Raw genomic sequence first — 24,281 nt, 5'->3', positions numbered from 1 at the left:
CTAAATGGTTTTTATTTTTTTTAAAATAACAAATTCTTAAATAGAACTTAAAAACAAAATTCTATAAGCGTTAGTGTCTTACAAATCATTAAATTTGTATCTTATTCAAAGCTATGTTAGAAAAAGAAGTTATCAATTTTGAGAAAACAGCCATTGTTGGTATCGTAACTCAAAATCAAAGTGAGGAAAAACTTAACGAATATCTGGATGAATTAGAGTTTTTGACTTTTACTGCCGGAGGTGAAGTCATTAAACGTTTTTCGCAAAAAATGGAACGCCCGAATCCGAAGACTTTTGTAGGTACGGGAAAAATAGATGAAATCAATCTTTTTGTAAAAGAAAATGGTATCTCAACTTTAATTTTTGATGATGAATTAACGCCGTCACAACAAAAAAACATTTCTAAAATTATCGACTGTAAAATCCTTGACAGAACCAATCTGATTCTGGATATTTTTGCTCAAAGAGCCGAAACATCGTATGCAAGAACACAGGTAGAACTCGCACAATGTCAATATTTGTTACCAAGACTTTCTGGCTTATGGACTCACCTTGAGCGTCAAAAGGGTGGTATTGGTATGCGTGGTCCCGGTGAAACCGAGATTGAAACAGACAGACGTATTGTTCGTGATCGTATTTCATTACTAAAAGATAAAATCAAAACAATTGATAAACAAATGGGCGTTCAGCGCAGTAATCGTGGTGCGATGGTACGTGTAGCCCTTGTCGGTTATACGAATGTTGGAAAATCAACATTGATGAATGCAATAGGTAAAAGTGATGTTTTTGTTGAGAATAAATTGTTCGCAACCTTAGACACTACCGTTCGAAAAGTAGTCATTAAAAATCTGCCTTTTTTACTTTCAGACACAGTAGGTTTTATTCGAAAACTGCCAACACAATTGGTAGATTCGTTTAAAAGTACACTGGATGAAGTTCGCGAAGCCGATTTATTGCTACACATTGTAGACATATCACATCCTGAATTTGAGGATCATATTGCCTCTGTAAATCAGACGTTGCAGGATATTAAAGCACATGAAAAACCAGTTATTATGGTTTTCAATAAAATTGATGCTTACAAACATCTGAAAATTGATGATGATGATTTAATGACTGAAAAGACACCAAGACACTACACACTTGATGAGTGGAAAACAACCTGGATGCATCGTTTAGGCGAAGATAATGCTTTGTTTATTTCTGCTACCCATAAAGAGAATTTTGAAGAATTCAGAGAAAGGGTTTATGAAGCAGTAAGACAGATTCATATTACCAGATTTCCTTATAATAAGTTTTTGTATCCGGATTATAAGGATGCCATTGAGAAAGAAGAAGAATAAAAAAACGGCTTTTGATTAATTCAAAAGCCGTTTATATTTTTTAAAAATTTAAAAGCCGAATTTTGTATTTAGCCCAGACAGAAGCTATATTGTTTCCTTGCCTTCTTTATAGCAAGGAAAGATATAGTGAATGGTGGGAAATGGTGCTCATATAAAAAGCAATTGTGTTGCTTCTAAATATTAAAACCCAAAGTTAACTCCTAAACCAAACACTTCTCTGGTTTGAAATCCCTTAAAAGCATTATCATCATAAATGGCCTGGAATGCTAAATTAGCCGATAAATATTTGTTTACTTTCATGATGACATTCAAAGAATAATTGATGTCTACATTTTGAGGATCTTCTAAGTAATTAGAATATAAATTCAGCGTATTTTCAGCGGTGACATTGGTCATGATGGCCAATTTGTAATATAGCGAAGCATAAAAACCTAGCTCGTAACGCATGCTTTTATTGGCATCTACACCAAAATAATCACCATCAACATAAGGCAGGCCTGTCGTTTGATCGATTCCGGAAGTGTAAGCACTATCTACAAATGTGAATTTTGAGGTTAAGGGTGCAAAGTTTACTTTTAAATTATCGTCTTTTGTCCAGTAAATACCAGGACCTACAGTAAGGTATCCCGGAGACATGAATTTGGTATTCTCGGTTCTGATTTCTTTACCGTTTACGTCCTGACCATAGATATAACCTGTCGTAAACTGAGTTCTGAAGTTTAAAAAGAATGAATAATACCATTCTCCAAAAGCCCTTTTTCCAACAATTGAATTAAACTCTAAACGATCATCGGTCTTTTTTCCAAAGTCCGCATTTTTTGTCTGTAGAAGTCCGTAAGATGCCAGAAGTTTATTGTCCCAAGTTACATCCTCTTTTTTATAATTGAAGTCGTAATTAATTCCGAGTGTCCCTGAAAAACTATCTTCACCTCCTGCTAACCAGTTGTTAAAACTTGATTGATTCAATAAAAGGGATACTGTTCCTTTTGTCTTCCAGCCTTCGCCTTCAATCGTGTCATTTATTTTTTTTACCGCTTTTTCTGTATTCTGAATTAATTCTTTTTCTGTATTTTGTGCCTGAACAAATGTAAAGTTTGCTAAAACGAAAAGTAATAACGCTATCTTTTTCATGGTTGTTTAGTTTAAGTGTGTAGTAACAAATATACTAAAAACCGTTAAAAGGTTAATTAATTATTGAAAGTAAAAGAAAGTTATTTCTTAGATTCTTTGTATAAAGGCACCGCAGAACAGGCCTCTCCGTACATAATACTTCTGGCGAAAGGTTGCAGATATGTGGTTGCTAAAATATAAGCACGCATAGGCACCGGTTTTCTGGAACAGCCTTTTACAATTACGGGTTTGTTTTTGTATGCCGAATAATCAACTGTAGGTAAAATTTCTTCGTACAAGCTTCCATCCAGATCTTCTATGGTTCCATTGACTACTTTTTTGGCAAATGGAGCTAATTGTACCGCTACTAAAATTAATGCCCAAGCGGGTATTATAGCATCAGTACTGCAATTAACGGCCACATATTGATCCTGATATTGTGACCAGTCGTGGTTTTTTAAGTGTTCCCTAAAGTCTTTTTCTTTCAATAAAAAACCTTCCAAAAGCCATTGTGAAATGTCAATCTGCACACGAATCCCTTTTGGATAATAATCTTCCAAATCAAAAACTTCTAAAACGCTATTGGCTACTTTATTGATTATTTCTTCCATTTTTGAAGTCTTAAAGTAATAAAGTCGAATGTCATAAAGTCTTACTTCCTACTTTATGACTTTTAACTTTATGACTAATTTTAAAGCATTCCTAATTCTAATTTTGCTTCTTCACTCATTAAATCCTTGCTCCACGGCGGATCAAAAGTGATTTCAACTTCAGCATCCTTGATGTTTTCTATTTTTTTCACTTTTTCTTCTACTTCCCTTGGTAAACTTTCCGCAACCGGGCAGTTTGGAGAGGTTAAAGTCATCAGGATTTTTACTTCGTAATCAGTATTGACCATTACATCGTAAATTAATCCTAATTCGTAAATATCTACAGGAATCTCCGGATCGTAAATCGTCTTTAAAACCTTTACGATTGATTCTCCTAATTCGTTGGTGTCTATCTCTTGTTCCATAATTTTGTTGTTTTCACCAATATAGGTGTTTTTTTTATTTCACCATATAAGGGATATAAGTTCATTACAGCTAAAAACTTAAATTTTCTTATATAACTTATATGGTTTAATTCATTTTTTTAATCTTCTAGCCAGCGATACAATTCGTTGACGTATGTTTTTTGACCTTCGTGATAAATGTTTGTAACATTAAAGTTTATCATTAAGCCTATTGGGGTTTCTAAAAGCTTCATATAAGACATCAATTTTGCAACATGAATTGATATGATTCTGTCAACTGATTTGAGTTCTAAAACCAAGCAATCATCAATTAATAAGTCACATCTTAAATCAGACTCTAGTTCTAAAACCTTTATACTTAATTGGAATTATTAATTCTGATTTAAAACTTATTCCCCTTAAAGAAAGTTCTTTTATCATACACTTATGATAAACACTTTCTAAAAGACCCGGACCAATATTTTTTTATGAACGTCAATTGCTGCTCCGTTTACCTGATAAACTAAATCAGTCAAATATTTCTTTGTTATCATTCTCTTTTCTACAAAGAAATAAAGAAAGATTAAGACTACGAAATTAAAGAGACTTAATCTTAATGAACTTATATGGTCAAAAAAAATCAGTTTTTATTTTTTGAATCAAATGCCAAAGCGTACATTTTGATATTTTTGATCATTGAAACCAAACCATTTGCACGAGTGGCCGATAAGTGTTCTTTTAAACCAATTTCGTCTATAAATTCAGTATCTGCTTTTATAATATCTTCTGCTTTTTGATTGGAAAAAGCTCTTATCAAAATGGCAATAATTCCTTTGGTTAAAATCGCATCACTGTCGGCAGTAAACATGATTTTGTCATCTTTTTGTTCGCCCTGTAACCAAACTTTCGACTGGCATCCTTTGATTAAATTTTCATCTGTTTTGTATTCTTCTTTAATTAACGGAAGACTTTTCCCTAACTCGATGATGTATTCATAACGCTGCATCCAGTCATCAAACATCGAAAATTCGTCTATAATCTCGTTTTGTATTTCTTTAATTGTCATAATCATTCTTTAACAAAATCAGTCAGCAAATTTACCAGTTTTTCTATTTCCTTTGGAGGAAAACCATTGTCAAAACCCTGGGTTTCGTATGTTTTCTGATTTTGGGTTATTTTTAAATTCCCAATTGCTGCACCATCATAAAAGCGTTTTTCGGTAGGTGCTTTTAAAGTTGGGATACTTTCTAAATTTATTTTTTCGAATTCCCCTACAATCTGTTTCCATTTTTCGTCATCGATTTTATTTTCTACTGTTTGTGCATCTCTGCCATTGGTCACTAAAACTGATTGATTTTGGATCACTATGTTTTTATAATAGCCTCTTGAAACTGCAGAATATTCAATAATTGTTGACGTCATGTCTGTTTTTTTTTGGCTGGAACATCCTGTCCCGATAAACATAACCAAGAGCAATAAAGATACTATTTTCATAAGATGAAATTTTAGCTTAACATTGTTTTTGCCTTTTTAACGGCTTCTACCATTAAATCAATTTCTTCTGTGGTGTTGTAAAAAGAAAAAGAAGCACGAATCGTTCCTGGAATACAGAAAAAGTTCATGATTGGCTGCGCACAATGATGTCCAGTACGAACCGCAATTCCTAATTTGTCGATTATAGAACCGATGTCATAAGGGTGAATTCCGTCAATATTAAACGAAACTACCGAAGCTTTATTTTTTCCGGTACCGTAAATTCTCAAACCTTCAATTTCCAGTAAACGTTTGGTTGCGTGTTCCAAAAGTTTGTTTTCCTGAAGCTGAATATTTCCAAAGCCAATGTTGTTCAAATAATCAACAGCAGTTCCTAAAACAATTCCGCCCGCGATATTGGGAGTTCCGGCTTCAAATTTATGAGGCAAATCTGCATAAGTTGTTTTCTCGAATGTTACTTCCTTAATCATTTCGCCACCGCCTTGATACGGAGGTAATTTATTCAGCCATTCTTCTTTTCCGTACAAAATTCCGGTTCCGGTTGGCCCGCACATTTTATGTCCTGAAAAAGCATAAAAATCACAATCCAAATCCTGAACATCCGGCTTTAAATGCGGAACGGCCTGTGCACCATCAATCAAAACGGCAGCACCAAAAGCATGTGCTTTTGCAATTATTTCTTTCACAGGATTGATAATTCCTAAGGCATTCGAAATGTGATTAACCGTTACAATCTTTGTTTTATCTGATAATAAAGATTCATAAGCACTCATAATCAGTTCGCCTTCTTCATTGATCGGAATCACTTTTAAAACTGCTCCTGTTTTTTCACACAACATTTGCCAAGGCACAATATTACTGTGATGTTCCAAAGCAGAAACCAAAACTTCATCTCCCGGCTTTAAAATCGAAGCAAACCCATTGGCAACTAAATTGATTCCGAATGTCGTTCCTGAAGTAAAAAGTACTTCGTGTGTGAATCTGGCGTTAATATGATGTTGCAATTTTACACGGGAAATCTCATACGCATCTGTCGCTAATTGACTTAATGTATGCACTCCACGGTGAATATTGGCGTTTATTTCCTGATAATATTTCGAGATAGCGTCAATCACAATTTGTGGTTTTTGTGAAGTGGCCCCGTTGTCGAAATATACTAATGGTTTTCCGTTTACTTTTTCAGAAAGTATCGAAAAATCAGCTCTTATTTTTTGAATATCCAGCATAATTTATTTAGAAAAATTCTAAGTACAAAAGTACTAAAACTAAATTGTTTTATCCGCCAATTCTATAATTTCCTTTTATGGCACTATCAATCGCGATTTGAAATATTAATTCTGTAAATTTTGATTTGTTTTTGTGGATTTTATGAATTGTAAATCCTTTTTCATTGATAAAATATTGACTTTAAATTATTTATATTGCATAAAAATTAAATTATCCCGAAACATGAAAAAAATACTTAAACTTCTCGCTCTTGTTTTAGTTCTCATTATTCTATATTTTGGATTCACCACTTATCCGAAACTGGATCTGATTTCTGGCTTTTCAGCTAAAAGTATTGCTTCGGGTCATTTTTTGGATCATCGTTCGAAGGAATTAATCGAAAAAACCGACAACGACATTAAACTGATCGATCTGGCAACCAACACAATTGATGATGCCGGAAAATTTGCAACATCGGCAGTTTATGGATTAAAAGAGCGAAAAGCCATTTATCGTGAAGGTTTGGGAGTGACTTTAATTAATGACGGTTTTGATATTTCGAAACCTTATTTAGTTCCAAAACGAACCATACTGGTCAATAATTTACCTTTCCCTTACGGGAATAACGAACCAAAAGACACTGTTTTTTCCAACATTGATTATTCGAAATTGAAGAAAGCAATTGATAACGCTTTTGATAAATCGGGTAGAAAATTAAAACGAACACGTGCCGTTGTGGTTTTGTATAAGAACAAACTGATTGCTGAAAAATACGATACCGGTTTTACCAAAGACAGTAAAATTTTAGGCTGGTCGATGACGAAAAGCATTACCAGTTCTGCGTTTGGTGTGCTTGCCAAACAAGGAAAAATAGCTATTTACAAACCGGCTCCTATTGCAGAGTGGCAAAATGACGAACGCAAAAAAATTACCATTAATGATTTGCTTCACATGAATTCGGGTTTGGAGTGGGAGGAAAATTACAGTACCATTTGTGATGCAACCAAAATGCTTTTTCTGGCAGAAGATATGGGAAAAGTACAACTGGATAAACCCGTTCAGTTTAAACCCAACACGCATTGGAATTACTCATCCGGAACTACAAACTTATTGTCATTAATACTAAAGAGGCAATTTAAAACCCAGCAGGAATACCTTGATTTTTGGTACAGCGCCGTAATTGATAAAATCGGAATGAACTCGATGATTGTGGAACAGGATATGAGCGGAACTTTTGTAGGTTCCTCCTATGCATGGGCAACACCGCGCGATTGGTCAAAATTTGGATTGTTGTATCTGAACAAAGGCAATTGGAACGGTGAGCAGATTCTGGACGAAAGCTGGGTAAAATACACCGCAACACCAACCAATACTTCTGAAGGAAAATACGGCGCACAATTCTGGCTCAATGCCGGTGGAAAATTTCCTGATGCACCTCGTGATATGTTTTACTGCAGCGGTTATCAGGGCCAAATGGTCGCCATTATTCCATCAATGGATATGATCATTGTGAGAATGGGGTTAACAGAAGATCCTGGTTTTGATTTTAATGGGTTTTTGAAAGGGATTATTAGGAGTGTGAAAAATTAGTCAAATGAAAAAGATTTTATTACCTCTTGCAATGATGATTGTTGGTTTTATTTTAAACGGAATTGTCTGGTCTGTAAACATTGGTAGTCCTATAAACACAATTTGTTTATGTTTTGGATTAGGTTTGTGTTTTTTCGGATTTATACTTTTTATTGTCCGATTAAGAGATTGAATTTTAAAAATCATTGAAAACCTTTTTAGCCCCGATAAAAGTGGAAATCCTTTTGCTTTTTTCTTTAAAAAGCAAAAGATTACTTCACTTAGCATTTATTTTAATCAGAGTTCAGTGAACTTCGTTTGCAACGGATAGCGGGAAATGGCTCCTAAAAAAACCGATAAACTAAAAAGTCTATCGGTTTTATATTTATAAATCTTTGAAAAATTACTTTTTGGCCACAAACCTCGGATCAGATTCCATAATGGTTCCGCAATTATCGCAAGTTCTCAATTCTTCTGAATTATAGAAATGTTCAAAATGCGGGAGGAAGTCTTTTTCGATATTGTGCAGTTCGAAATACACTTCGTATAATTTATGGTTGCAGTTATCACAATGCCAAAGCAGACCATCCGTATAACCCAATCCGGCACGTTTTCTCTCGATAACCAAACCTATTGAACCCTCGGAACGAACAGGAGAATGTGGTACTTTTGCTGGATGCAGATACATATCGCCTGCGTTCAGAATCATTTCCTTGCGCTCGCCATCTTCCTGAATCACTACTTTTATATTTCCTTCTAACTGATAGAAAAGCTCTTCGGTTTCATTATAATGATAATCTTTACGGGCATTCGGGCCTGCTACAATCATGACAATGTAATCGCCTGAATCAACGTATAAATTTTTATTTCCAACTGGCGGTTTTAATAAATAACGGTTTTCGTCTATCCATTTTGTCAGGTTGAAAGGTTTTGCTATGGCCATTTTTTGAAGGTACTAAGTTGCTAAGTTTCTGAGAGGCTAAGGTAATAAAAAGTATTCAGTCACTGTCTCAGTTTACAGGCAAATCTGAAAACTGTTACTTAAAACTCTCATTTATTTCATCTCTTTTATCAGATAAACATACACCGGAAAATGGTCGCTGAAACCAACTTCTGTGAAACTATGACGCAATGGATAGCCTTTATATTGTCCCGAATTCTGTATCAGATACGGTTTGTTGAAAATTCCTGCTTTCCAGAATTTATAAGTTGAAAAATCAGGTTTTATAAGCGATTCTGTAATAATGATCTGATCGAAAATGTCCCAGGAATCTCGAAAGGCTGTTGTTCCCATGCCTCGTTTTGCCATTTCTTCAAAGGGGTTAAACATTCCAAATTCAGGAACTTCTGTTTTTTTAGCTTTTGCTCCCAAAGCCTCTTTTACACTTTTATTACAAGGACCGTCGTTTAAATCGCCCATCGTAATCACTTTTGTATTTGGATTGAGCTGTTGCAGTGAATCAATAATCTTACGATTTAATTTTCCGGCCGCTTCCCGATATTCACTTGTGGCTTTTTCTCCGCCTGAACGTGATGGCCAGTGATTGACAATGATACTGATTTCCTCTCCTTCCAAAAATCCGGTAATCAAAAGCTGGTCTCGGGTAAAAACACGATTGTTTTGTATTTTAACTTCATTTTCTTCATCAGTTGATTCCTCTGTTTTATCTTTTTCTGCTACTTTTTTATTTTTCAATATATATAAAGGTATATTGGAAAAAGAAGTCGGTTTGAAAAATTTCTTTTGATATAATAAGGCAACATCTATTCCGCGTTTGTCCGGCGAATCAAAATGAATGATTCCATAATCGAATTGAAGTAATTTGGGTTCTTTAATTAAATCTTCCAGTACTCCACGGTTTTCAATTTCAGAACCTCCAATAAAAGTGGGTGCATTTGGATTTTCAGGAGTTCCTATTTCGGATAAAACTTTGGAAAGATTCTTCAGTTTCTGATTGTACTTTTCTGTTGTCCAATTTTGTGCTCCTTTTGGTGTCCATTCATCATCATTTGTATAAATATCGTCAACCGTATCAAAAAGATTTTCGAAATTATAAAAAGCAACTGTGTGAATATTGTATTTTTTGGCTTGCCCGAGAAGGGAAACTGAAAAACAAAAAATTAGGCAGATTCTGAATATAGTATTTCGCATAAATAATTTAAGAATTTAAAAGGCTGAATTTAATCAAAATAATTAATTTGTCAGAAATTTCTAATATTTTTATTTTTCAAAATCTATATCTTTGTATTTAGATAAATTTTAAGCAAAAGAGAGAAGATGTATACTACCCAATTAGTTCCTAAAAATAAATATTTTGCTGTTTGTCGATTCGTATTCCTTATTTTTGCTTTACACTCTTTTACTTGTCAATCCCAACAAAATATGATAACACCACCGTATTTACAAAAAGGCGATACCGTTGCCATTTTAGCCACAGCCCGAAAAAACATTGATGATAATTTAAAACCAACTTTGGACTTATTACACAGTTGGGGACTTGAAGCCGTAATTGGAAGTACAATCGGACTTGACTTAAACCAATTGGCCGGAACTGACGAACAGCGTGCTGCCGATTTTCAAAAACAGTTGGACAATCCGAATATTAAAGCAATTTGGTGTGTTCGTGGTGGTTACGGTACGGTTCGAATGATTGATTTATTGGATTTTACCAAATTCAGACAAAACCCTAAATGGATTATTGGTTTTAGTGATGTTACTGTTTTGCACAATCATTTGAATACGATGGGCTACAAATCGATTCATGGAGCGATGCCCGTGAGTATTCCGAGAGCAACTCCGGCAGCCATCAGTTCCTTAAAAAAGAGTTTATTTGGCGAGCCGCTTTCTTATTCGGTTGGCCCTGATAAAATGAATCGTTTTGGAAGCGCAACCGGGGAATTGGTTGGCGGAAATTTATCTATTCTGTACAGTTTATTAGGATCTCAATCGGCTATTGACTGCAAGGATAAAATTTTATTTATCGAAGACCTAGATGAATATTTATACCATATCGACCGTATGATGATGAACCTGAAACGCAATGGCTGTATCGAAAACCTAAAAGGAATTGTGATTGGCGCTATGACCAAAATGAAAGACAATGATATTCCGTGGGGTAAAAATGCGCTTGAAATTGTGGACGATGTAACCAAAAAATACAATATTCCCGTAATCTTTAATTTCCCGGCTGGTCATATTCAGGATAATCGCGCGCTTGTTATGGGAAGCACAGTTACAATTGAAGTTACTGCTTCTGGGAGTACGTTGGTTTTCAATAAATAATACTCAGATTATAAAAATATAGAAAAGGAATACGTTTCAAAAAGTGGTTTCTTTTCTATATTTATTTTTAAAACTGTCCATTCGTTAACACCTTAAAATCTATCTCCAAAAATGGCTGAACATAATGAACTTGGAAAAAAAGGCGAAGATTTAGCCGTAGAATTTCTGCTGCAAAATGACTATAAAATTTTAGAACGTAACTGGACTTTTCAAAAAGCCGAAATTGATATTATTGCCAAAAAAGATAATATTGTAACTGTTATTGAAGTAAAGACCAGATCGACTTTGGATTTTGGTTCTCCGCAGGATTTTGTGAAACCAAAAAAGATTCAGCTGCTCATAAAAGCAGTAAATGCCTACATAAACGATAGGGAAAAGGATTTTGATGATACTTTAGAGATACGTTTTGACATAATTGCAATCCATAAAACCGAGGAAACATTTGCTATTGAGCACCTTACTGATGCTTTTTATCATTTTTAACATATTTTTTTATTGTTATATTTGTAACAAATTGTTTTTTAATTTATATTTGCAAAGATTTATAACATCGCAAACAAACCAAACTAACACAATTACATTACAAAAAACAATTAAAGATTATGAAAACCGTTTCTTCTATTGTAGAAAATTACATCAAGACCAAACCATTTTTACTGAATGCATTGTCCTTGGGGATTATCAATCTGACTTCTTTATCCCGTAACATCATGACCGAATTGGAAAGCGAATTCGGGAAAGAAGTAAAACAAGGTGCAGTAGTAATGTCCCTAAAAAGACTAACCGAAGAATTAGATTTTAAACTGAACCACAAAATCAACAAAGTCATTAAAAACATTGGTGAAATCACGGTTCGTTCTGAACTGACCGATTACACTTTTGCAGCTTCTGACACGGTTTTGAACAAACAAGCTGATTTAATTTCGGATATTAATGTTTTATCTGATATTTTTTATACCTCATCTCGTGGTGTAAATGAAACCAATATCGTAGTAAGCAGCAGTATCAATCATTTAGTTGAAAAACACTTTATTCGCGAAAAACTAATTCAGAAATTGGATAATCTGGCTTCTATTACCGTAAAATTACCTAAAGAAAATATCGTTGTACCGGGAATTTACTATTTCATTTTTCAGCGTTTAGCCTGGGAAGGAATCATTATTAATGAGGTAATTTCGACTTCAAACGAATTTACCATTCTGGTAGGAGAAGAACAGGTTGATGTTGCTTTTAAAGTAATCAAAGACTTAAAAAATTAATTTTCTTTCTAGAAAATCCCAATCCAAAAAAAAAGAAAAAAAAGACAATATACGAAGAGGCTGTTCTCAAAACAGTCTCTTTTTTTATGCCGTTTCGCAAGTGGCAGTATGAATGACAGGAAAATTACAGGAGTTGGCTATAAAACACAATTGATTGGCTTTTGTATGCAGCTCTAAAGCTTCCTGAATTTTATCCGGATTTGCAATTTTAACTTTCGGGTATAAGCGAACTTCCGTAAAACGACCACTTCCATCAGGAGAAACTTCTAGCGTCGCTTCGGCGTTATCTGAATAATCTAAAACTTCGATTCCTTTTTGCGAGCACACGTATAAGTACGACATCATGTGGCAGGAAACCAAACTGCTTAAAAGCAAATCCTCGGGATTGTATAATTCCGGATCGCCTTTGAAAGCTTTTGCGGCAGAGATATCTAAAATAGTTTTTCCTTCGATTTTAATTTTGTGGCTTTTGGTGTAGAATTTTCTGCCTGATTGTTGCTGATTTTGGTTGGAAGACCAGTTTATTGCTGCTTTGAAAGAGTGTTTGGAGGTCATAAATTGATGTTTTAGTCACAATTAAACAAAAAAGCAACCCAATTATAAGTCGCTTTGATCGTTATATCCAATGTTTGTGAGGATCTTGGTGTGTTGAAAGTACTGCATAAATGTGTACTGTTTTATTTTGTTCGTCTACCTTGAAATGAATCATATACTTAAAGGTTTTCATTGGCAGACAATGTACTTCTTTATAACGCACCTGAAATAGGGGACTGTTTTGTAAATTTTTTAAAGCACGACGGTATTCGGATAAAAATTTACCTCCAAATCCTTTTCGTCTGGAGTTTAAAAAATCTCGAGCTTCTTTTAAATCGTCTTCTACTCTTGGGTCAGCAACTAAAGTGTATTTTTTCAATTTAACGCTCTAAATTGTCTAACATAGTAAAAGCATCTACAGGAGCTTTCTTGTCTTTTATTCGTTTTAAAACTACTTCTTTATGCCACTCAGGGATTTCATGAGTTTCCTGAGAGTGTTTAAAGGCAAGAAAATCAATGTATTTTTCGACTTCTTCTACCAAAGCATCAGGTAAACTTTTAAGCTTTGCATTTACTTGTTTTATGGTTGTTGCTGTCATAATTAATAGATCTTAACTGTAAAGTTCATTGAAACAAATTTAACTATAATGTAAGTTAAAAACAAAACTGATTTAGTAATATTCTCCTTTTTAGATATTTGTAAATTTCATTTCGGGCAGGGATTACAAATCCACGCTGTCTTAGTAAGAGCTTTTGTATATCCGAGCGATCTGGTTTTCTAAATATTTAATTTTTCACCATTTAAAAATTTAGACCAACTTCTAATTATAAATAAAATTCCCCAGATACAACCCCAAAAAGATATCTTTCCAATTAATGTATTATAGTATAAATTCTATAAATCATAAAGCATAAAAAATCCAATAATAAAATAGCCATTATAGCAAATAAAGATGGAAACGTAACAATAATTCCAAACACAAGACCTAAAACTCCATCATTTTTCATTACGATTTCTTTTCCAAATGAAAGAAAAAGGTAAAGAAACTCGATTTATAAAATTGTTCTGAAAATCATGAATATTGGAAAGTTTGTAATCGCTTTTATAAATTCTTTCTCCTAAACGTTTTACAGCAAAGTAAAGTTCACTTTTATGCATTACCATTACTAGAATATTAAAAATAAAAGCAAAATAAAGTAAGGGAAGAATAGTTGTTACAATTGAAGTATTTTTTATTGAGATTGGGCCTATTTGCAAAGTATCTACTTCTAAATTTGTTGAAATAAAAAAGAGAAGTATTATTAAAGAAAGATAGATAGAATATTTATCAACTTTAGCATTTAGTTCTTCTAAATTTTTATAGGCTTTATTATAAAGTCCTAAAACAATATTTTCATCTGCTTGTTCTATGAAGTCTAAAATTTCGTTTTCTCTTGTCATAATCTAACATTTAATTAAAATATTGTCCACAATGGAATTAAAAGAGGATAGTAATGTTTGTTTATCAAATTTATAGTTTTTATTTACATTACTGAAAATAAAAAAACCTCGAAATCAAAAATTTCGAGGTTTTTTTATGAAATTGAAACTAACAAAACTGATTAAACTTATTTTCTAACCAAAAACTTAAAGGTTGTCTTAGTCTTATAATTTTCGCCAGGATTTAAAACTGTCGTTGGAAAATCTTTTTGGTTTGGAGAATCCGGGTAATGTTGTGTTTCTAAACAAAAACCGGTTCTGTGAGCAAACGTTCCTCCTTTCGGATTTGGCAACGTTCCGTCAAGGAAATTTCCGGAGTAAAACTGAATTCCAGGTTCGTCTGTAGTCACTTCTAAAACTCTTCCGCTTGCAGGATGGTAAGCTGTTGCGATAACGGTTTTGCTTTTTTCAGGATTGTTTAGTACCCAGCAATGGTCGTATCCTTTTCCTCTTTCTATTTGTTCGTTTTTAGCATCGATTTCTTTTCCGATTAATTTTGGTTTTCTGAAATCGAAAGGCGTATTGGTAACATCATCCAATTTTCCGGTTGGAATTAAGGTCGCATCTACCGGAACAATTTTATCAGCATTTAAAGTGATTTCATGATCTAAAATTGTTTTAGAAAAATCTCCTGATAAATTGAAATACGAGTGCTGCGTCAAATTCACAACTGTTTTCTTATCGGTTGTTGCCTCGTAAAGTACTTCTAGCTGATTATCATTTGTCAAAGTATAAGTCACATAAACCTGAAGATTTCCAGGATATCCTTCTTCTCCATCTTTACTTAAGTATGATAATTTTAGAGAAGCTGTGTTTCCTGATTTTGCCTCATCGGCTTTCCAGACAACATTAAAAAACCCTTGTGGGCCACCATGCAAAGCGTTTGGGGCATTGTTGATTGCCAACTGATAATTTTTCCCGTCAAGCGAAAATTTCCCTTTTGCAATTCGGTTTCCGTATCTTCCAATCAAAGCGCCAAAGAATGGATTTTCTTTCTCGTATTGTGCCAAAGAATTAAATCCGATAACTACATTTTCTGAAACACCCTCTTTATTAGGTACTTTCAAATCTGTAATTCTTCCGCCAAAAGTGATGATGTCTACTTCCATCCCATTTTGGTTTTTCAGTTTGTAACTGTCTACTTTTTCTCCTTTTGAAGTTGTTCCGTAATCCGATTTTACAATTGTTACAGAATCTTTTGTTTCTTGAGTTGTGGTTGCATCCATTTTTTTATCGCTTTTACATTGAACAGAAAGTGTTGCCAAACTGATTATTGTAATTCCGAAAGCACAACGTTTTAATACATTCATAAATACTGGTTTTTTTAAGTTAGTAAAGTCTTAAAGTCAAAAGTCGAAAGTCTTAAAGTCAAAAGTCGAAGTTACGAATTTATCAAGACGTAATTCATTACAATTTAACTTTAAGACTTTACGCCTTTTGATTTATATATTACAATCCGTGTTGAAACGTATGATAGTACGCTTCGTTTGCATTCAATTTATCTTTGAAATCTCTAATGGTAGTTTTTTCATCAATCACCAATAATTCAATTCCGGCAATATCAGCAAAATCTTCCATAAACTCCGTTGTCACAGACTGGCTGTACACGGTATGGTGTGCTCCACCTGCTAAAATCCATGCTGTTGCTGCAATATCAAGGTTTGGTTTGCAATCCCATAAAACTCTTGCAACCGGAAGTTTAGGCAATTCAGCTAATGGTTTGATTGCTTCTACTTCGTTCACAATTAAACGGAAACGGTTCCCCATATCTACCAAAGAAACATTTATGGCATCTCCGGCAGGTGAATTGAATACCAAACGAGCCGGATCTTCTTTTCCGCCAATTCCAAGAGGATGTACTTCGCAAGAAGGTTTTCCATCAGCAATAGAAGGACAGATTTCCAACATATGTGATCCTAAAACGTATGATTTTTGAGGTGTAAAGTGGTAGGTATAATCTTCCATAAAAGATGTTCCGCCTTCAAGACCCACGTTCATTACTTTTAAGGCACGAACCATTGCAGCAGTTTTCCAGTCACCTTCGCCACCAAAACCATAACCGTCGGCCATTAATCTTTGTGTAGCGATTCCTGGTAGTTGTTTCCATGCACCCAGATTTTCGAATGTATCTGTAAAAGCTCCAAAACCTCCTTCTTCAAGGAAAGCTCTTAAACCTAACTCTATCTTTGCTGCTTCAACTAATGAGCTTCTTTGTGCTCCCCCTTCTTTTAAAGAATCAGTTAAAGAATAAGAAGATTCATAAACCGCTAATAAATCATTTAATTGCTGATCCGTAACTTTTTCAATATGTTTGGTTACATCAGAAGAATCGAAACCGTTCACCGACATTCCGAAACGAATTTGAGCTTCGACTTTATCCCCTTCCGTAACAGCAACTTCACGCATATTGTCTCCAATACGGGCTACTTTTAAGTTTTGAAGTTCATCCCAGCCTAAAGCAACTCTTGTCCAGATCCCTAATTTTTTCTGTACTCTTTCGTCTTCCCAATGTCCAACAACCACTTTGCGTTTTTTGCGCATTCTTGACATGATATAACCAAACTCTCTGTCTCCGTGAGCCGATTGATTTAAATTCATGAAATCCATGTCGATAGATCCCCACGGAATTTCGGCATTGTATTGTGTGTGTAAGTGGCATAATGGTTTTTTCAAAATGCTTAATCCGCCAATCCACATTTTAGCCGGAGAAAAAGTATGCATCCAGGCTACAATTCCTATACAGTTTTTAGTATTGTTAGCTGCCAAACAAACATCTAATATTTGAGATGGAGATTTCACAACATCTTTATAAACTACTTTTACGGGAATGCTGGAAGAAGCATCTAATCCTTTTGCAATTATCTGAGAATGTTCTGCTACTTTTCTTAGTGTTTCTTCACCGTATAATTCCTGGCTTCCTACTACAAACCATACTTCTTTTTGAGAGATATCTATCATTTTTTACTTTTTGTTTCAGGTTTTCTTTTGTTTGCTTCGCCTGTTCGAGCAGAGCTCTCGAGTCAAGTTTTGGAAACTGTCGAAAATCTTTGTTCTATAATCTTTGTTCTTTTATCTAATATTTATTGTCCGTAATACGAATCTTTTCCGTGTTTACGGTTGTAATGTTTCTTTATTAAGGAATCTTTTAACCTTGGTGCGTTTGGGTTTATTTGTAAAGTCAGATACGCCATTTCGGCTACTACTTCTAAAACCTTACTGTTATAAACCGCTTTTGCTGCATTTTTTCCCCAGGCAAACGGACCGTGATTTCCAATCAAAACCATTTCTACTTCTTCGTACGAAAGGTTTTTTTCTTTAAAACAATCCAAAATCTGAATTCCGGTATTGTGTTCGTAGTTACCTTCGATAAGTGCATCTGCCATTGGCGGTGCACACGGAATATCAGCTGTTAAATGGTCTGCATGCGTGGTTCCAAAAATTGGAATATCCTGCTGAGACTGAGCCCAGGCTACTGAATAGGTGGCATGTGTATGTGCAACGCCGCCGATATTTGGCCAGTTTTTGTATAAATAAGCATGCGTTTTGGTGTCTGATGACGGACGCATGTTTCCCTCGATAATGTTATTGTCAAAATCAACAATCACAATATCTTCAGGTTTTAAATCTTCGTAAGGAACGCCGCTTGGCTTAATGGCAAAAACGCTATTTTTTCTGTCGACAGCGCTTACATTCCCAAAAGTATAAACCACCAGATTCAATGCATTTAACTGCATGTTGGCTTCGTAACATTCTTGTTTTAAATCTTTATAAAGAGAACTCATTTTCTGTAATTTTAATAGATGGATCTGCAAAAGCACTTAATTGGTCGTATGCTAAAAGTAGTTTGTTGTAAGCAGCAACTTTGTCAAGTTGTGGTGCATATTCACTTTCAAAAGGACTTCCCATTTTTTCACTGGCTTCAATTACATTTGAATAAATTCCGGAAGCTACAGCGGCATAAATTGCTGCTCCCAAAGCCGGAGCCTGATCTGATAAGGCTACTTTAATTGGTTTGTTTAAAACGTTGGCCAATGTCTGCATGATAAAAGGAGATTTTCTGGCAACTCCTCCAATTCCGATAACGCTGTCAATTTTTACACCTTCTTCTTCAAAACGATCGACGATTTTTTTAGATCCAAAACAGATTGCGTTTACTAAAGCTTTAAAAATATGTGGCGCTTTTGATCCTAAAGATAAGTTTGAAATGGCACTTTTTACTCCCTGATTAGCATCTGGAGTCCTGCGTCCATTGATCCAGTCTAAAGCGGTTGGAATACTTTCAGACAATGGAATTTTTTCAGCTTCTTTCGTTAATTCTACAATTAATTTATTACTGAATTCCTCTCTTAATTGTTCTTTTTGTTCTTCATTTAAAAGAGATGAAGATGCTAATAATTGCTCTGTTGGCCACATTAATAATTCTTTGTACCAGGCCAGTAAATCTCCAAAAGCAGATTGTCCCGCTTCAAGACCAATAAATCCCGGGATTACAGATCCATCAACCTGTCCGCAGATTCCGCGAACGGTTTTAATGCCAACCTCATCATAAGAACCCACCAAAATATCGCAGGTTGAAGTTCCCATAACGCGAACTAAAGTATTTTCGCCAATTTTGGCTCCAACTGCTCCTGAATGTGCGTCAAAAGTTCCAACAGCTACAACTGTATCGGTCGTAAGTCCTAAACGATCTGCCCATTCTTTACTTAATTTTCCGGCAACTAAATCTGAAGTATACGTTTCATCATATAAATTACCACGAAGCGTAGCTAAATATGGATGTAGTTTTTCTAAGAATTCAACAGGAGGAAGTCCGTTCCAGTCTTCGTGCCACATGGCTTTGTGACCCGCTGCGCAACGGCTTCTTTTGAATGTTTTTAAATCTTTGTCTTCAATTAACAAATACGTCATTAAATCGCAATGTTCCATCCAGGTGTGTGCTGCATTTCGAACCGCTTCATCTTCTCTGGCAATATGCAGGATTTTTGCCCAAAACCATTCTGATGAATAAATTCCGCCTACATATTTGGTTACGTTTTCTCCGCCCCAGCTTACTGCCAGTTCATTGATTTCGTTTGCTTCATTTATTGATGTATGATCTTTCCACAACACCATCATCGCGTTTGGATTTTCTTCAAAACCTTTTGTCAATGCTAATGGAATTCCTTCTTTGGTAACCGGAACCGGAGAAGATCCTGTAGTATCGATACAAATTCCGCGAACCAGCGACGGATCAACACCGCTTTCTTTTACAACAGTCTGAATCGTAATTTCCAATCCTTCAATATGATCCAAAGGATGCTGACGAAACTGATTGATCGATGCATCACAATATTGCTTATTCTTCCATCTTTTGTAATGCGAAACATTTGATGCCAATTCCTGCCCATTTTCAGTATCTATTAGCACCGCACGAACAGAATCTGTTCCGTAATCTAATCCTATAACGTAATTTTTCATTTCGAAATTCATTTTAATGAGACAAATATAATATAATTAATTTATAAGTGTACAAAAAACACTTAATAAAAATTAGCTTGTTACTTTTTACAGATAATACATCAAAAACAATGATTTACTCCAAAGCAAAAAACATATTTTAATTATACATTTATTTATTGCGATTATTCCACCTTTATTTTCAAAACAGTAACCGAGTAAGCTGGGGAACGGTATTGAATTTGATTGCCTTTCAGCTTAAAATCAGTTTCTTTAGGACTGATTTGGGCTGGTGCTGCAAAAGAATTTTCATCATTATTATTTGGAGTTTTTAATTGAACTTAAATATTGGTTTACCGTTTTCATCAAATTTTACTTTCATCATTCTCGCATGACGATTAGGATCATATAACGGATCTGCAATAATTTCTTTCAACGGTCTTTTATCTGTCGCAGGCACAACTTTTGGATCACCAACCGCTTTTTCGTAATCCCTTGCATGATAAATTAGTAATGGTTCCCCGTTTTCATCAACTGTGAAGGAGTTATGACCTGGTCCATAAATCTTTTTTGTTTCATTGGTTTTTAATACCGGATATCTGGATTTTTTCCAGGAATTTCTATCTAGTAAATCAGCATTTTCATCTGCTTCCATCATTCCTATACTGTAACAAGCACCAGTAGCACTTGCCGAAAAAGTAATGTAAATTTTCCCTTTATTTTTAATAACTGCAGGACCTTCATTTACCCAAAAACCTACGCGTTCCCAATCATAATCCGGAGTCGTTAGCATGAATTGAACTGTTTTTAGTTTTATGGGTGATTCCATTTCGGCTAAATACAAATTAGAAGCTGCGAACTGCCCGCCTGTTTTTTCAGCCCAACAGAAATAGCGTTTATTGTTATGCTCAAATACAGTCCCGTCCAGAGAAAAATCGGTAAAGCTTTTTGGATCATCGTCAGCTGCCTGCATTTGCCCAAGTTCAGTCCACTTGTCATGTAAAGGATCCTGACCTTTACACTCCAAAACATAAGGCCTTAATTTCCAAATATCATTTTCTTCGCTTGCTGCAAAATACACGTACCATTTTCCATCTAAATAATGAATTTCCGGAGCCCAGACATGACGGCTCATTGGTCCGCTTTTATGTTTTTCCCATACTCTGAAAGTTTCAGCATTTTGAAGTTCATCAATAGACTTTGCACGTCTTAACTCTATAGCGTCATAGGTTGGTACCGACCCTGTAAAATAGTAATACCCATCTGTATGCTTGTAGATAAAAGGATCTGCTCTTTGCAATACAATAGGTTTGTTAGTTAAGGTTGTTTTTGCAGTAGTCACTTCTTCTTTAGACAGCTCTTTTTCTGCTTTTTTATCTGTACAGGAAGCGATACTTACCAAAACAACGGCTGAAAGTGCCAGATTTTTTAATATGTTTGTTTGCATGTTATACTTGTTTGTTTGAATTTAATTTATTTATGAAGAATTCAGGATTTCAATATTTTAATCTATTTTCTAATGTAAAGGTTCAGTTTTTAAAATCAATCCAGACTTTCATTTTTCCAACGCCTCTGTTTGACCAGCTGTAATAAGGAATTGCTTTGAATTTATCAGTTTCAATAACATTAACTCCATTTAATAAATTCGCTTCTTTTCTCACTTTGAAAGTGTCTCCGGTCTCGACATTTATTTTGTCAAAATTGGTTTTATTGTCAATTTCTTCCACCGCATAAACGATCGGGCCGTATTCTAAAGACACTTTATTTTTATTGGTTTGTACTTTCGGGTTGGTTTCTACTTCCTGAACTTCCATTGGAAAATTAAGATTGATTTTGTCTCCTTTTTTCCAATTTCTTGTTAGGGTGAAATAACCATCCTGAGGCTGAATCGACAAAGTTTCTCCATTTAAATTAATTGTTGCTTTTTGGGTTGAAGCTTTTTTGTAAGAATATAAATCGCCTGGCAACACTTCATTTCTTGCCCAGCCCGGAACTCTAAGTTTAATAGTGAATTGGCGCGCTTTTTTCGGGTTAACTGAGATGGCTACTTTTCCGTTCCAAGGGTATCCGGTTTGCTGAGAAATCTGTAAATCGGTTTTTCCAACCTTAAAAGAAGCGTTGTTGGATGCGTATAAATTCACATACAAAACATCATTCGATTTTGAATAAATCAATCCGGGAATCGAAGGCACAAAACGAATTAAATTGGTTGGACAACAAGAACAATCAAACCACGCCTGACGTGTGCAGGAACCTCTGTTCGATTTATAGACACCATCGGCTTCTAAGGCATTTGGATAAAAAAATTGTTTTCCGTCAAGCGAAATACCCGAAATTAATCCATTGTACATGGTTCTTTCTATGACATCAAAATATTGCGATTTTCCGGTTAATTTGTGCAGTCTGTGATTCCAATACACATCTCCAATAGCAGCACAGGTTTCGTTGTAAGCAGTTAGATTTGGCAATTCGTAGTTTGTTCCAAAAGCTTCGCCATCATGTCTGGATCCGATTCCGCCTGTGATATACATTTTTTTATTGACCATATTATTCCACAAATTATTTATGGCATCGGTATAGCCTTTGTCTTTTGTCATCGCAGCAATATCAGTCATTCCGGCATACATATAAACCGCTCTAACCGCGTGGCCTACAACTTCATTTTGCTGAATTACCGGCTTATCATCCTGAGCATACTCTCCATATAATTTATGATTGTTCGGGTTTCCGCGATTGTCTAAATAGTATTTCGCCAGTTTTAAATAGCCTTCATTACCGGTAATTTGATACAATTTGATCAAACCCGTTTCGACTATCTGATGTCCCGGAACCCCTTTTTCCTCACCCATATTATCGCCAAAAGTCTTCACTAATAAATCTGCATTTTTAATGGCAATATCAAGGAAATTTCGTTTGCCGGTTGCTTCAAAATGTACGACTGCAGCTTCGAACATGTGTCCTGAATTGTATAATTCGTGGCTAATTTGCAAAGACTCCCAACGCTTTCCTTCAATAACCGGAACCCACGTACATGGTGGTTTTGAAGGATTAATAGTTCTCCATGTTGTTAAGTAACCGTCTTTTTCCTGACCAATTTTTACAATGGCAATCAATGAATCCAAAACATGCTCTAATTTCGGGTTTGGAGCACTGATTAATGTATTCGAAGCACCTTCTATAATTTTATAAACATCGGTATCATCAAAAGGCATTTCTCCTCTTACTGTCCCGGTTTTTTGCTTACCAGCGATTAAAAAATTCTCAAAACGGCCTTCTTCATTACATTTTTGAATCGCATAGGCAATCGTAATTTCCTGTACTCTTTTAATAATAGGCAGCCAAAAAGAGTCGGATAGTTTTACATTTTGAATAGTAACCGGTTGAATTTGATAACCTGCTTTTAAGACTGACGTTTTATCGTTTGTTTGTATAGCCTTGTTTTTGGCTTCTTTACAGGAAACAAAAATCAGGAGGACTATAAAAATTGATAAAATTAGAGAGCTACATTTTTTCATTGTCTAGATTCTATTTTAAAATTGGCCATAAAGCGGCATCCCAAATTATTTCTTTAACTATTAATCTTGGTGTTCCGTTGGTTTTCTTTTCGTACCCGTGGTAAAAAATATAATCTTTTCCATCAAACGTATAAGTACTGTTGTGGCCTACGCCAAAGTAATCTTCGTTGCCCTGGACTACCAAACTTCCACCGCCTTCATTTAATAGTTTTCCATCCTTATCTATATAAGGTCCGGTTACGTTTTTAGATCTTCCCACCACAACTTTATAGGTACTTTTTTCTCCACGGCAGCAAAAATCCCACGAAAGAAATTGATAATAGTATCCGTTTTTCTTAAAAATAAAAGGAGCTTCAAGTGCAGCGTCACCAGGATCTGAATCTGGCAATTCAAAAGTTCTTTTACGTTTCGAAATTGTGTGCCATTCCTGTGGCTGTGCAATCGTTTTTAAATCCGGATTTAGTTTTACCATTTTTAATCCTTCCCAAAAAGAACCAAAGGAAAGCCACGGTGTATTATTTTCATCGAAGATTAAGTTCGGGTCAATGGCATTCCACAGATCCCGATTTGGCTGTGATTGAATCACTATTCCCTGATCGACCCATTTGTATTTTTTGTCTTTTGAATCTAAAGTGGTATTGGTTGCCACACCAATCGCCGATGTATTTTTAGCGAAAGCAGAAACCGAATAATACAGATAATAAGTGTTATTGTGAAACGAAATATCCGGTGCCCAGATGTGGTTTTTAAAATCGGCCGCAACGCCATCTGCCCACACTGGTTTTTCAGTGAAAACTTGTGGTTCTGGATTCCATTTTTTTAAATTTTTAGAACTAAAAACACTGATTCCTTTGCCTGTACAAAATAAATAATAAGTATCTTTTTGTTTGATGACAACGGGGTCGTGAACTACAATTTCCTGTGCCAAAATAGCTGATGTTGTCAGCAGCAGCAGACCAGAAAGTATATGTTTTATGTTTTTGTAAAACTTCATATTGTTGTCTTTTTTTCCACCATATAAGTGATGTAAGTAAATTTAAGTTTGGTTTCTTAATCTG

At 35.0% G+C, this 24,281-nt stretch carries 27 protein-coding genes; 6 read left to right on the top strand and 21 right to left on the bottom strand.

Going from position 1 to position 24,281, the window contains the following annotated elements; translation table 11 throughout:
• Positions 1–113: 113 nt before the first annotated feature.
• Positions 114–1,343 (top strand): GTPase HflX, encoded by a 1,230-nt coding sequence (gene hflX / locus ACEN2I_RS14675; RefSeq protein ID WP_441766846.1) that lies wholly within the window; start codon positions 114–116, stop codon positions 1,341–1,343.
• Positions 1,344–1,523: 180 nt separating this feature from the next.
• On the opposite strand, the gene ACEN2I_RS14670 is transcribed toward hflX, so the two are convergent.
• The 8 genes from ACEN2I_RS14670 to ACEN2I_RS14635 all read right to left on the bottom strand — a co-directional run bounded on the left by ACEN2I_RS14670 (position 1,524) and on the right by ACEN2I_RS14635 (position 6,167).
• Entirely contained in the window at positions 1,524–2,474 is a 951-nt protein-coding gene (locus tag ACEN2I_RS14670) for a DUF3078 domain-containing protein (RefSeq protein ID WP_441766845.1), read from the bottom strand.
• Positions 2,475–2,554: 80 nt separating this feature from the next.
• Positions 2,555–3,064, bottom strand: coding sequence for a DUF2480 family protein (locus ACEN2I_RS14665; protein ID WP_441766844.1), 510 nt, complete (start codon positions 3,062–3,064; stop codon positions 2,555–2,557).
• Positions 3,065–3,144: 80 nt separating this feature from the next.
• Entirely contained in the window at positions 3,145–3,468 is a 324-nt protein-coding gene (locus ACEN2I_RS14660) for an SUF system Fe-S cluster assembly protein (protein ID WP_348097891.1), read from the bottom strand.
• Between the two features lie 119 nt (positions 3,469–3,587).
• On the bottom strand, positions 3,588–3,824 hold the full coding sequence (locus ACEN2I_RS14655) for a GxxExxY protein (RefSeq protein ID WP_441766857.1): 237 nt from the start codon (positions 3,822–3,824) through the stop codon (positions 3,588–3,590).
• On the bottom strand, positions 3,799–3,888 hold the full coding sequence (locus ACEN2I_RS14650; protein ID WP_441766843.1) for a hypothetical protein: 90 nt from the start codon (positions 3,886–3,888) through the stop codon (positions 3,799–3,801). The genes ACEN2I_RS14655 and ACEN2I_RS14650 overlap by 26 nt, the downstream gene beginning before the upstream one ends.
• Positions 3,889–4,087: 199 nt before the next feature.
• The gene (locus ACEN2I_RS14645; protein WP_441766842.1) at positions 4,088–4,513 is read right to left on the bottom strand and encodes a SufE family protein; all 426 of its coding nucleotides are present in this window, start codon (positions 4,511–4,513) and stop codon (positions 4,088–4,090) included.
• 2 nt (positions 4,514–4,515) lie between these two features.
• Positions 4,516–4,941, bottom strand: coding sequence for a hypothetical protein (locus ACEN2I_RS14640; RefSeq protein WP_441766841.1), 426 nt, complete (start codon positions 4,939–4,941; stop codon positions 4,516–4,518).
• Between the two features lie 11 nt (positions 4,942–4,952).
• Positions 4,953–6,167, bottom strand: coding sequence for an aminotransferase class V-fold PLP-dependent enzyme (locus tag ACEN2I_RS14635; RefSeq protein WP_441766840.1), 1,215 nt, complete (start codon positions 6,165–6,167; stop codon positions 4,953–4,955).
• 223 nt (positions 6,168–6,390) lie between these two features.
• Here ACEN2I_RS14635 and ACEN2I_RS14630 point away from each other — a divergent pair, with 223 nt between their 5' ends.
• Complete coding sequence (locus ACEN2I_RS14630) at positions 6,391–7,737, top strand: serine hydrolase domain-containing protein (RefSeq protein ID WP_441766839.1); 1,347 nt, start codon at positions 6,391–6,393, stop codon at positions 7,735–7,737.
• A gap of 4 nt (positions 7,738–7,741) precedes the next feature.
• Positions 7,742–7,909, top strand: a complete 168-nt coding sequence (locus ACEN2I_RS14625; protein WP_441766838.1) for a hypothetical protein — start codon at positions 7,742–7,744, stop codon at positions 7,907–7,909.
• Between the two features lie 210 nt (positions 7,910–8,119).
• Here the strand turns inward: ACEN2I_RS14625 and ACEN2I_RS14620 are convergent, their stop codons facing one another.
• Entirely contained in the window at positions 8,120–8,659 is a 540-nt protein-coding gene (locus tag ACEN2I_RS14620) for a 3-hydroxyanthranilate 3,4-dioxygenase (RefSeq protein ID WP_441766837.1), read from the bottom strand.
• A gap of 111 nt (positions 8,660–8,770) precedes the next feature.
• A complete protein-coding gene (locus ACEN2I_RS14615; RefSeq protein WP_441766836.1) occupies positions 8,771–9,868 on the bottom strand; it encodes an endonuclease/exonuclease/phosphatase family protein in 1,098 nt (365 codons plus the stop codon).
• Between the two features lie 231 nt (positions 9,869–10,099).
• Between ACEN2I_RS14615 and ACEN2I_RS14610 the strand changes: the two genes are divergently transcribed.
• The 3 genes from ACEN2I_RS14610 (at position 10,100) to ACEN2I_RS14600 (ending at position 12,258) form a co-directional block, all read left to right on the top strand.
• Entirely contained in the window at positions 10,100–10,999 is a 900-nt protein-coding gene (locus tag ACEN2I_RS14610; protein WP_441766835.1) for a S66 peptidase family protein, read from the top strand.
• A gap of 111 nt (positions 11,000–11,110) precedes the next feature.
• Positions 11,111–11,482 (top strand): YraN family protein, encoded by a 372-nt coding sequence (locus tag ACEN2I_RS14605; RefSeq protein ID WP_441766834.1) that lies wholly within the window; start codon positions 11,111–11,113, stop codon positions 11,480–11,482.
• 119 nt (positions 11,483–11,601) lie between these two features.
• Entirely contained in the window at positions 11,602–12,258 is a 657-nt protein-coding gene (locus ACEN2I_RS14600) for an aspartate kinase (protein WP_025570960.1), read from the top strand.
• An 84-nt stretch (positions 12,259–12,342) separates the two neighbouring features.
• On the opposite strand, the gene ACEN2I_RS14595 is transcribed toward ACEN2I_RS14600, so the two are convergent.
• The 11 genes from ACEN2I_RS14595 to ACEN2I_RS14545 all read right to left on the bottom strand — a co-directional run bounded on the left by ACEN2I_RS14595 (position 12,343) and on the right by ACEN2I_RS14545 (position 24,217).
• The gene (locus tag ACEN2I_RS14595) at positions 12,343–12,813 is read right to left on the bottom strand and encodes an OsmC family protein (RefSeq protein WP_441766833.1); all 471 of its coding nucleotides are present in this window, start codon (positions 12,811–12,813) and stop codon (positions 12,343–12,345) included.
• 61 nt (positions 12,814–12,874) lie between these two features.
• A complete protein-coding gene (locus ACEN2I_RS14590) occupies positions 12,875–13,171 on the bottom strand; it encodes a type II toxin-antitoxin system RelE/ParE family toxin (RefSeq protein WP_441766832.1) in 297 nt (98 codons plus the stop codon).
• Position 13,172: 1 nt separating this feature from the next.
• Complete coding sequence (locus ACEN2I_RS14585; RefSeq protein ID WP_441766831.1) at positions 13,173–13,391, bottom strand: DUF2281 domain-containing protein; 219 nt, start codon at positions 13,389–13,391, stop codon at positions 13,173–13,175.
• Between the two features lie 398 nt (positions 13,392–13,789).
• The gene (locus ACEN2I_RS14580) at positions 13,790–14,233 is read right to left on the bottom strand and encodes a hypothetical protein (protein ID WP_441766830.1); all 444 of its coding nucleotides are present in this window, start codon (positions 14,231–14,233) and stop codon (positions 13,790–13,792) included.
• 167 nt (positions 14,234–14,400) lie between these two features.
• Positions 14,401–15,582 (bottom strand): aldose epimerase family protein, encoded by a 1,182-nt coding sequence (locus ACEN2I_RS14575; protein WP_441766829.1) that lies wholly within the window; start codon positions 15,580–15,582, stop codon positions 14,401–14,403.
• A 139-nt stretch (positions 15,583–15,721) separates the two neighbouring features.
• A complete protein-coding gene (gene araA, locus ACEN2I_RS14570; protein ID WP_441766828.1) occupies positions 15,722–17,230 on the bottom strand; it encodes an L-arabinose isomerase in 1,509 nt (502 codons plus the stop codon).
• Positions 17,231–17,352: 122 nt separating this feature from the next.
• Positions 17,353–18,054 carry an L-ribulose-5-phosphate 4-epimerase gene (locus tag ACEN2I_RS14565; RefSeq protein ID WP_441766827.1) on the bottom strand — a complete coding sequence of 234 codons (702 nt, stop codon included), beginning with the start codon at positions 18,052–18,054 and terminating at the stop codon, positions 17,353–17,355.
• Positions 18,038–19,729 (bottom strand): ribulokinase, encoded by a 1,692-nt coding sequence (locus ACEN2I_RS14560; RefSeq protein ID WP_441766826.1) that lies wholly within the window; start codon positions 19,727–19,729, stop codon positions 18,038–18,040. The genes ACEN2I_RS14565 and ACEN2I_RS14560 overlap by 17 nt, the downstream gene beginning before the upstream one ends.
• Before the next feature lie 310 nt (positions 19,730–20,039).
• Positions 20,040–21,155 carry a glycoside hydrolase family 43 protein gene (locus ACEN2I_RS14555; RefSeq protein ID WP_441766825.1) on the bottom strand — a complete coding sequence of 372 codons (1,116 nt, stop codon included), beginning with the start codon at positions 21,153–21,155 and terminating at the stop codon, positions 20,040–20,042.
• Positions 21,156–21,237: 82 nt separating this feature from the next.
• A complete protein-coding gene (locus ACEN2I_RS14550) occupies positions 21,238–23,223 on the bottom strand; it encodes a glycoside hydrolase family 127 protein (RefSeq protein ID WP_441766824.1) in 1,986 nt (661 codons plus the stop codon).
• Between the two features lie 10 nt (positions 23,224–23,233).
• On the bottom strand, positions 23,234–24,217 hold the full coding sequence (locus tag ACEN2I_RS14545; protein ID WP_441766823.1) for an arabinan endo-1,5-alpha-L-arabinosidase: 984 nt from the start codon (positions 24,215–24,217) through the stop codon (positions 23,234–23,236).
• Positions 24,218–24,281: the final 64 nt, after the last annotated feature.

This window comes from Flavobacterium sp. W22_SRS_FK3 (assembly GCF_052113665.1).
In the GTDB taxonomy this organism is placed as follows: Bacteria; Bacteroidota; Bacteroidia; order Flavobacteriales; family Flavobacteriaceae; genus Flavobacterium.
The sequence above is the reverse complement of the archived record's forward strand: the minus strand, read 5'-3'. Positions and strand labels throughout refer to the sequence as shown.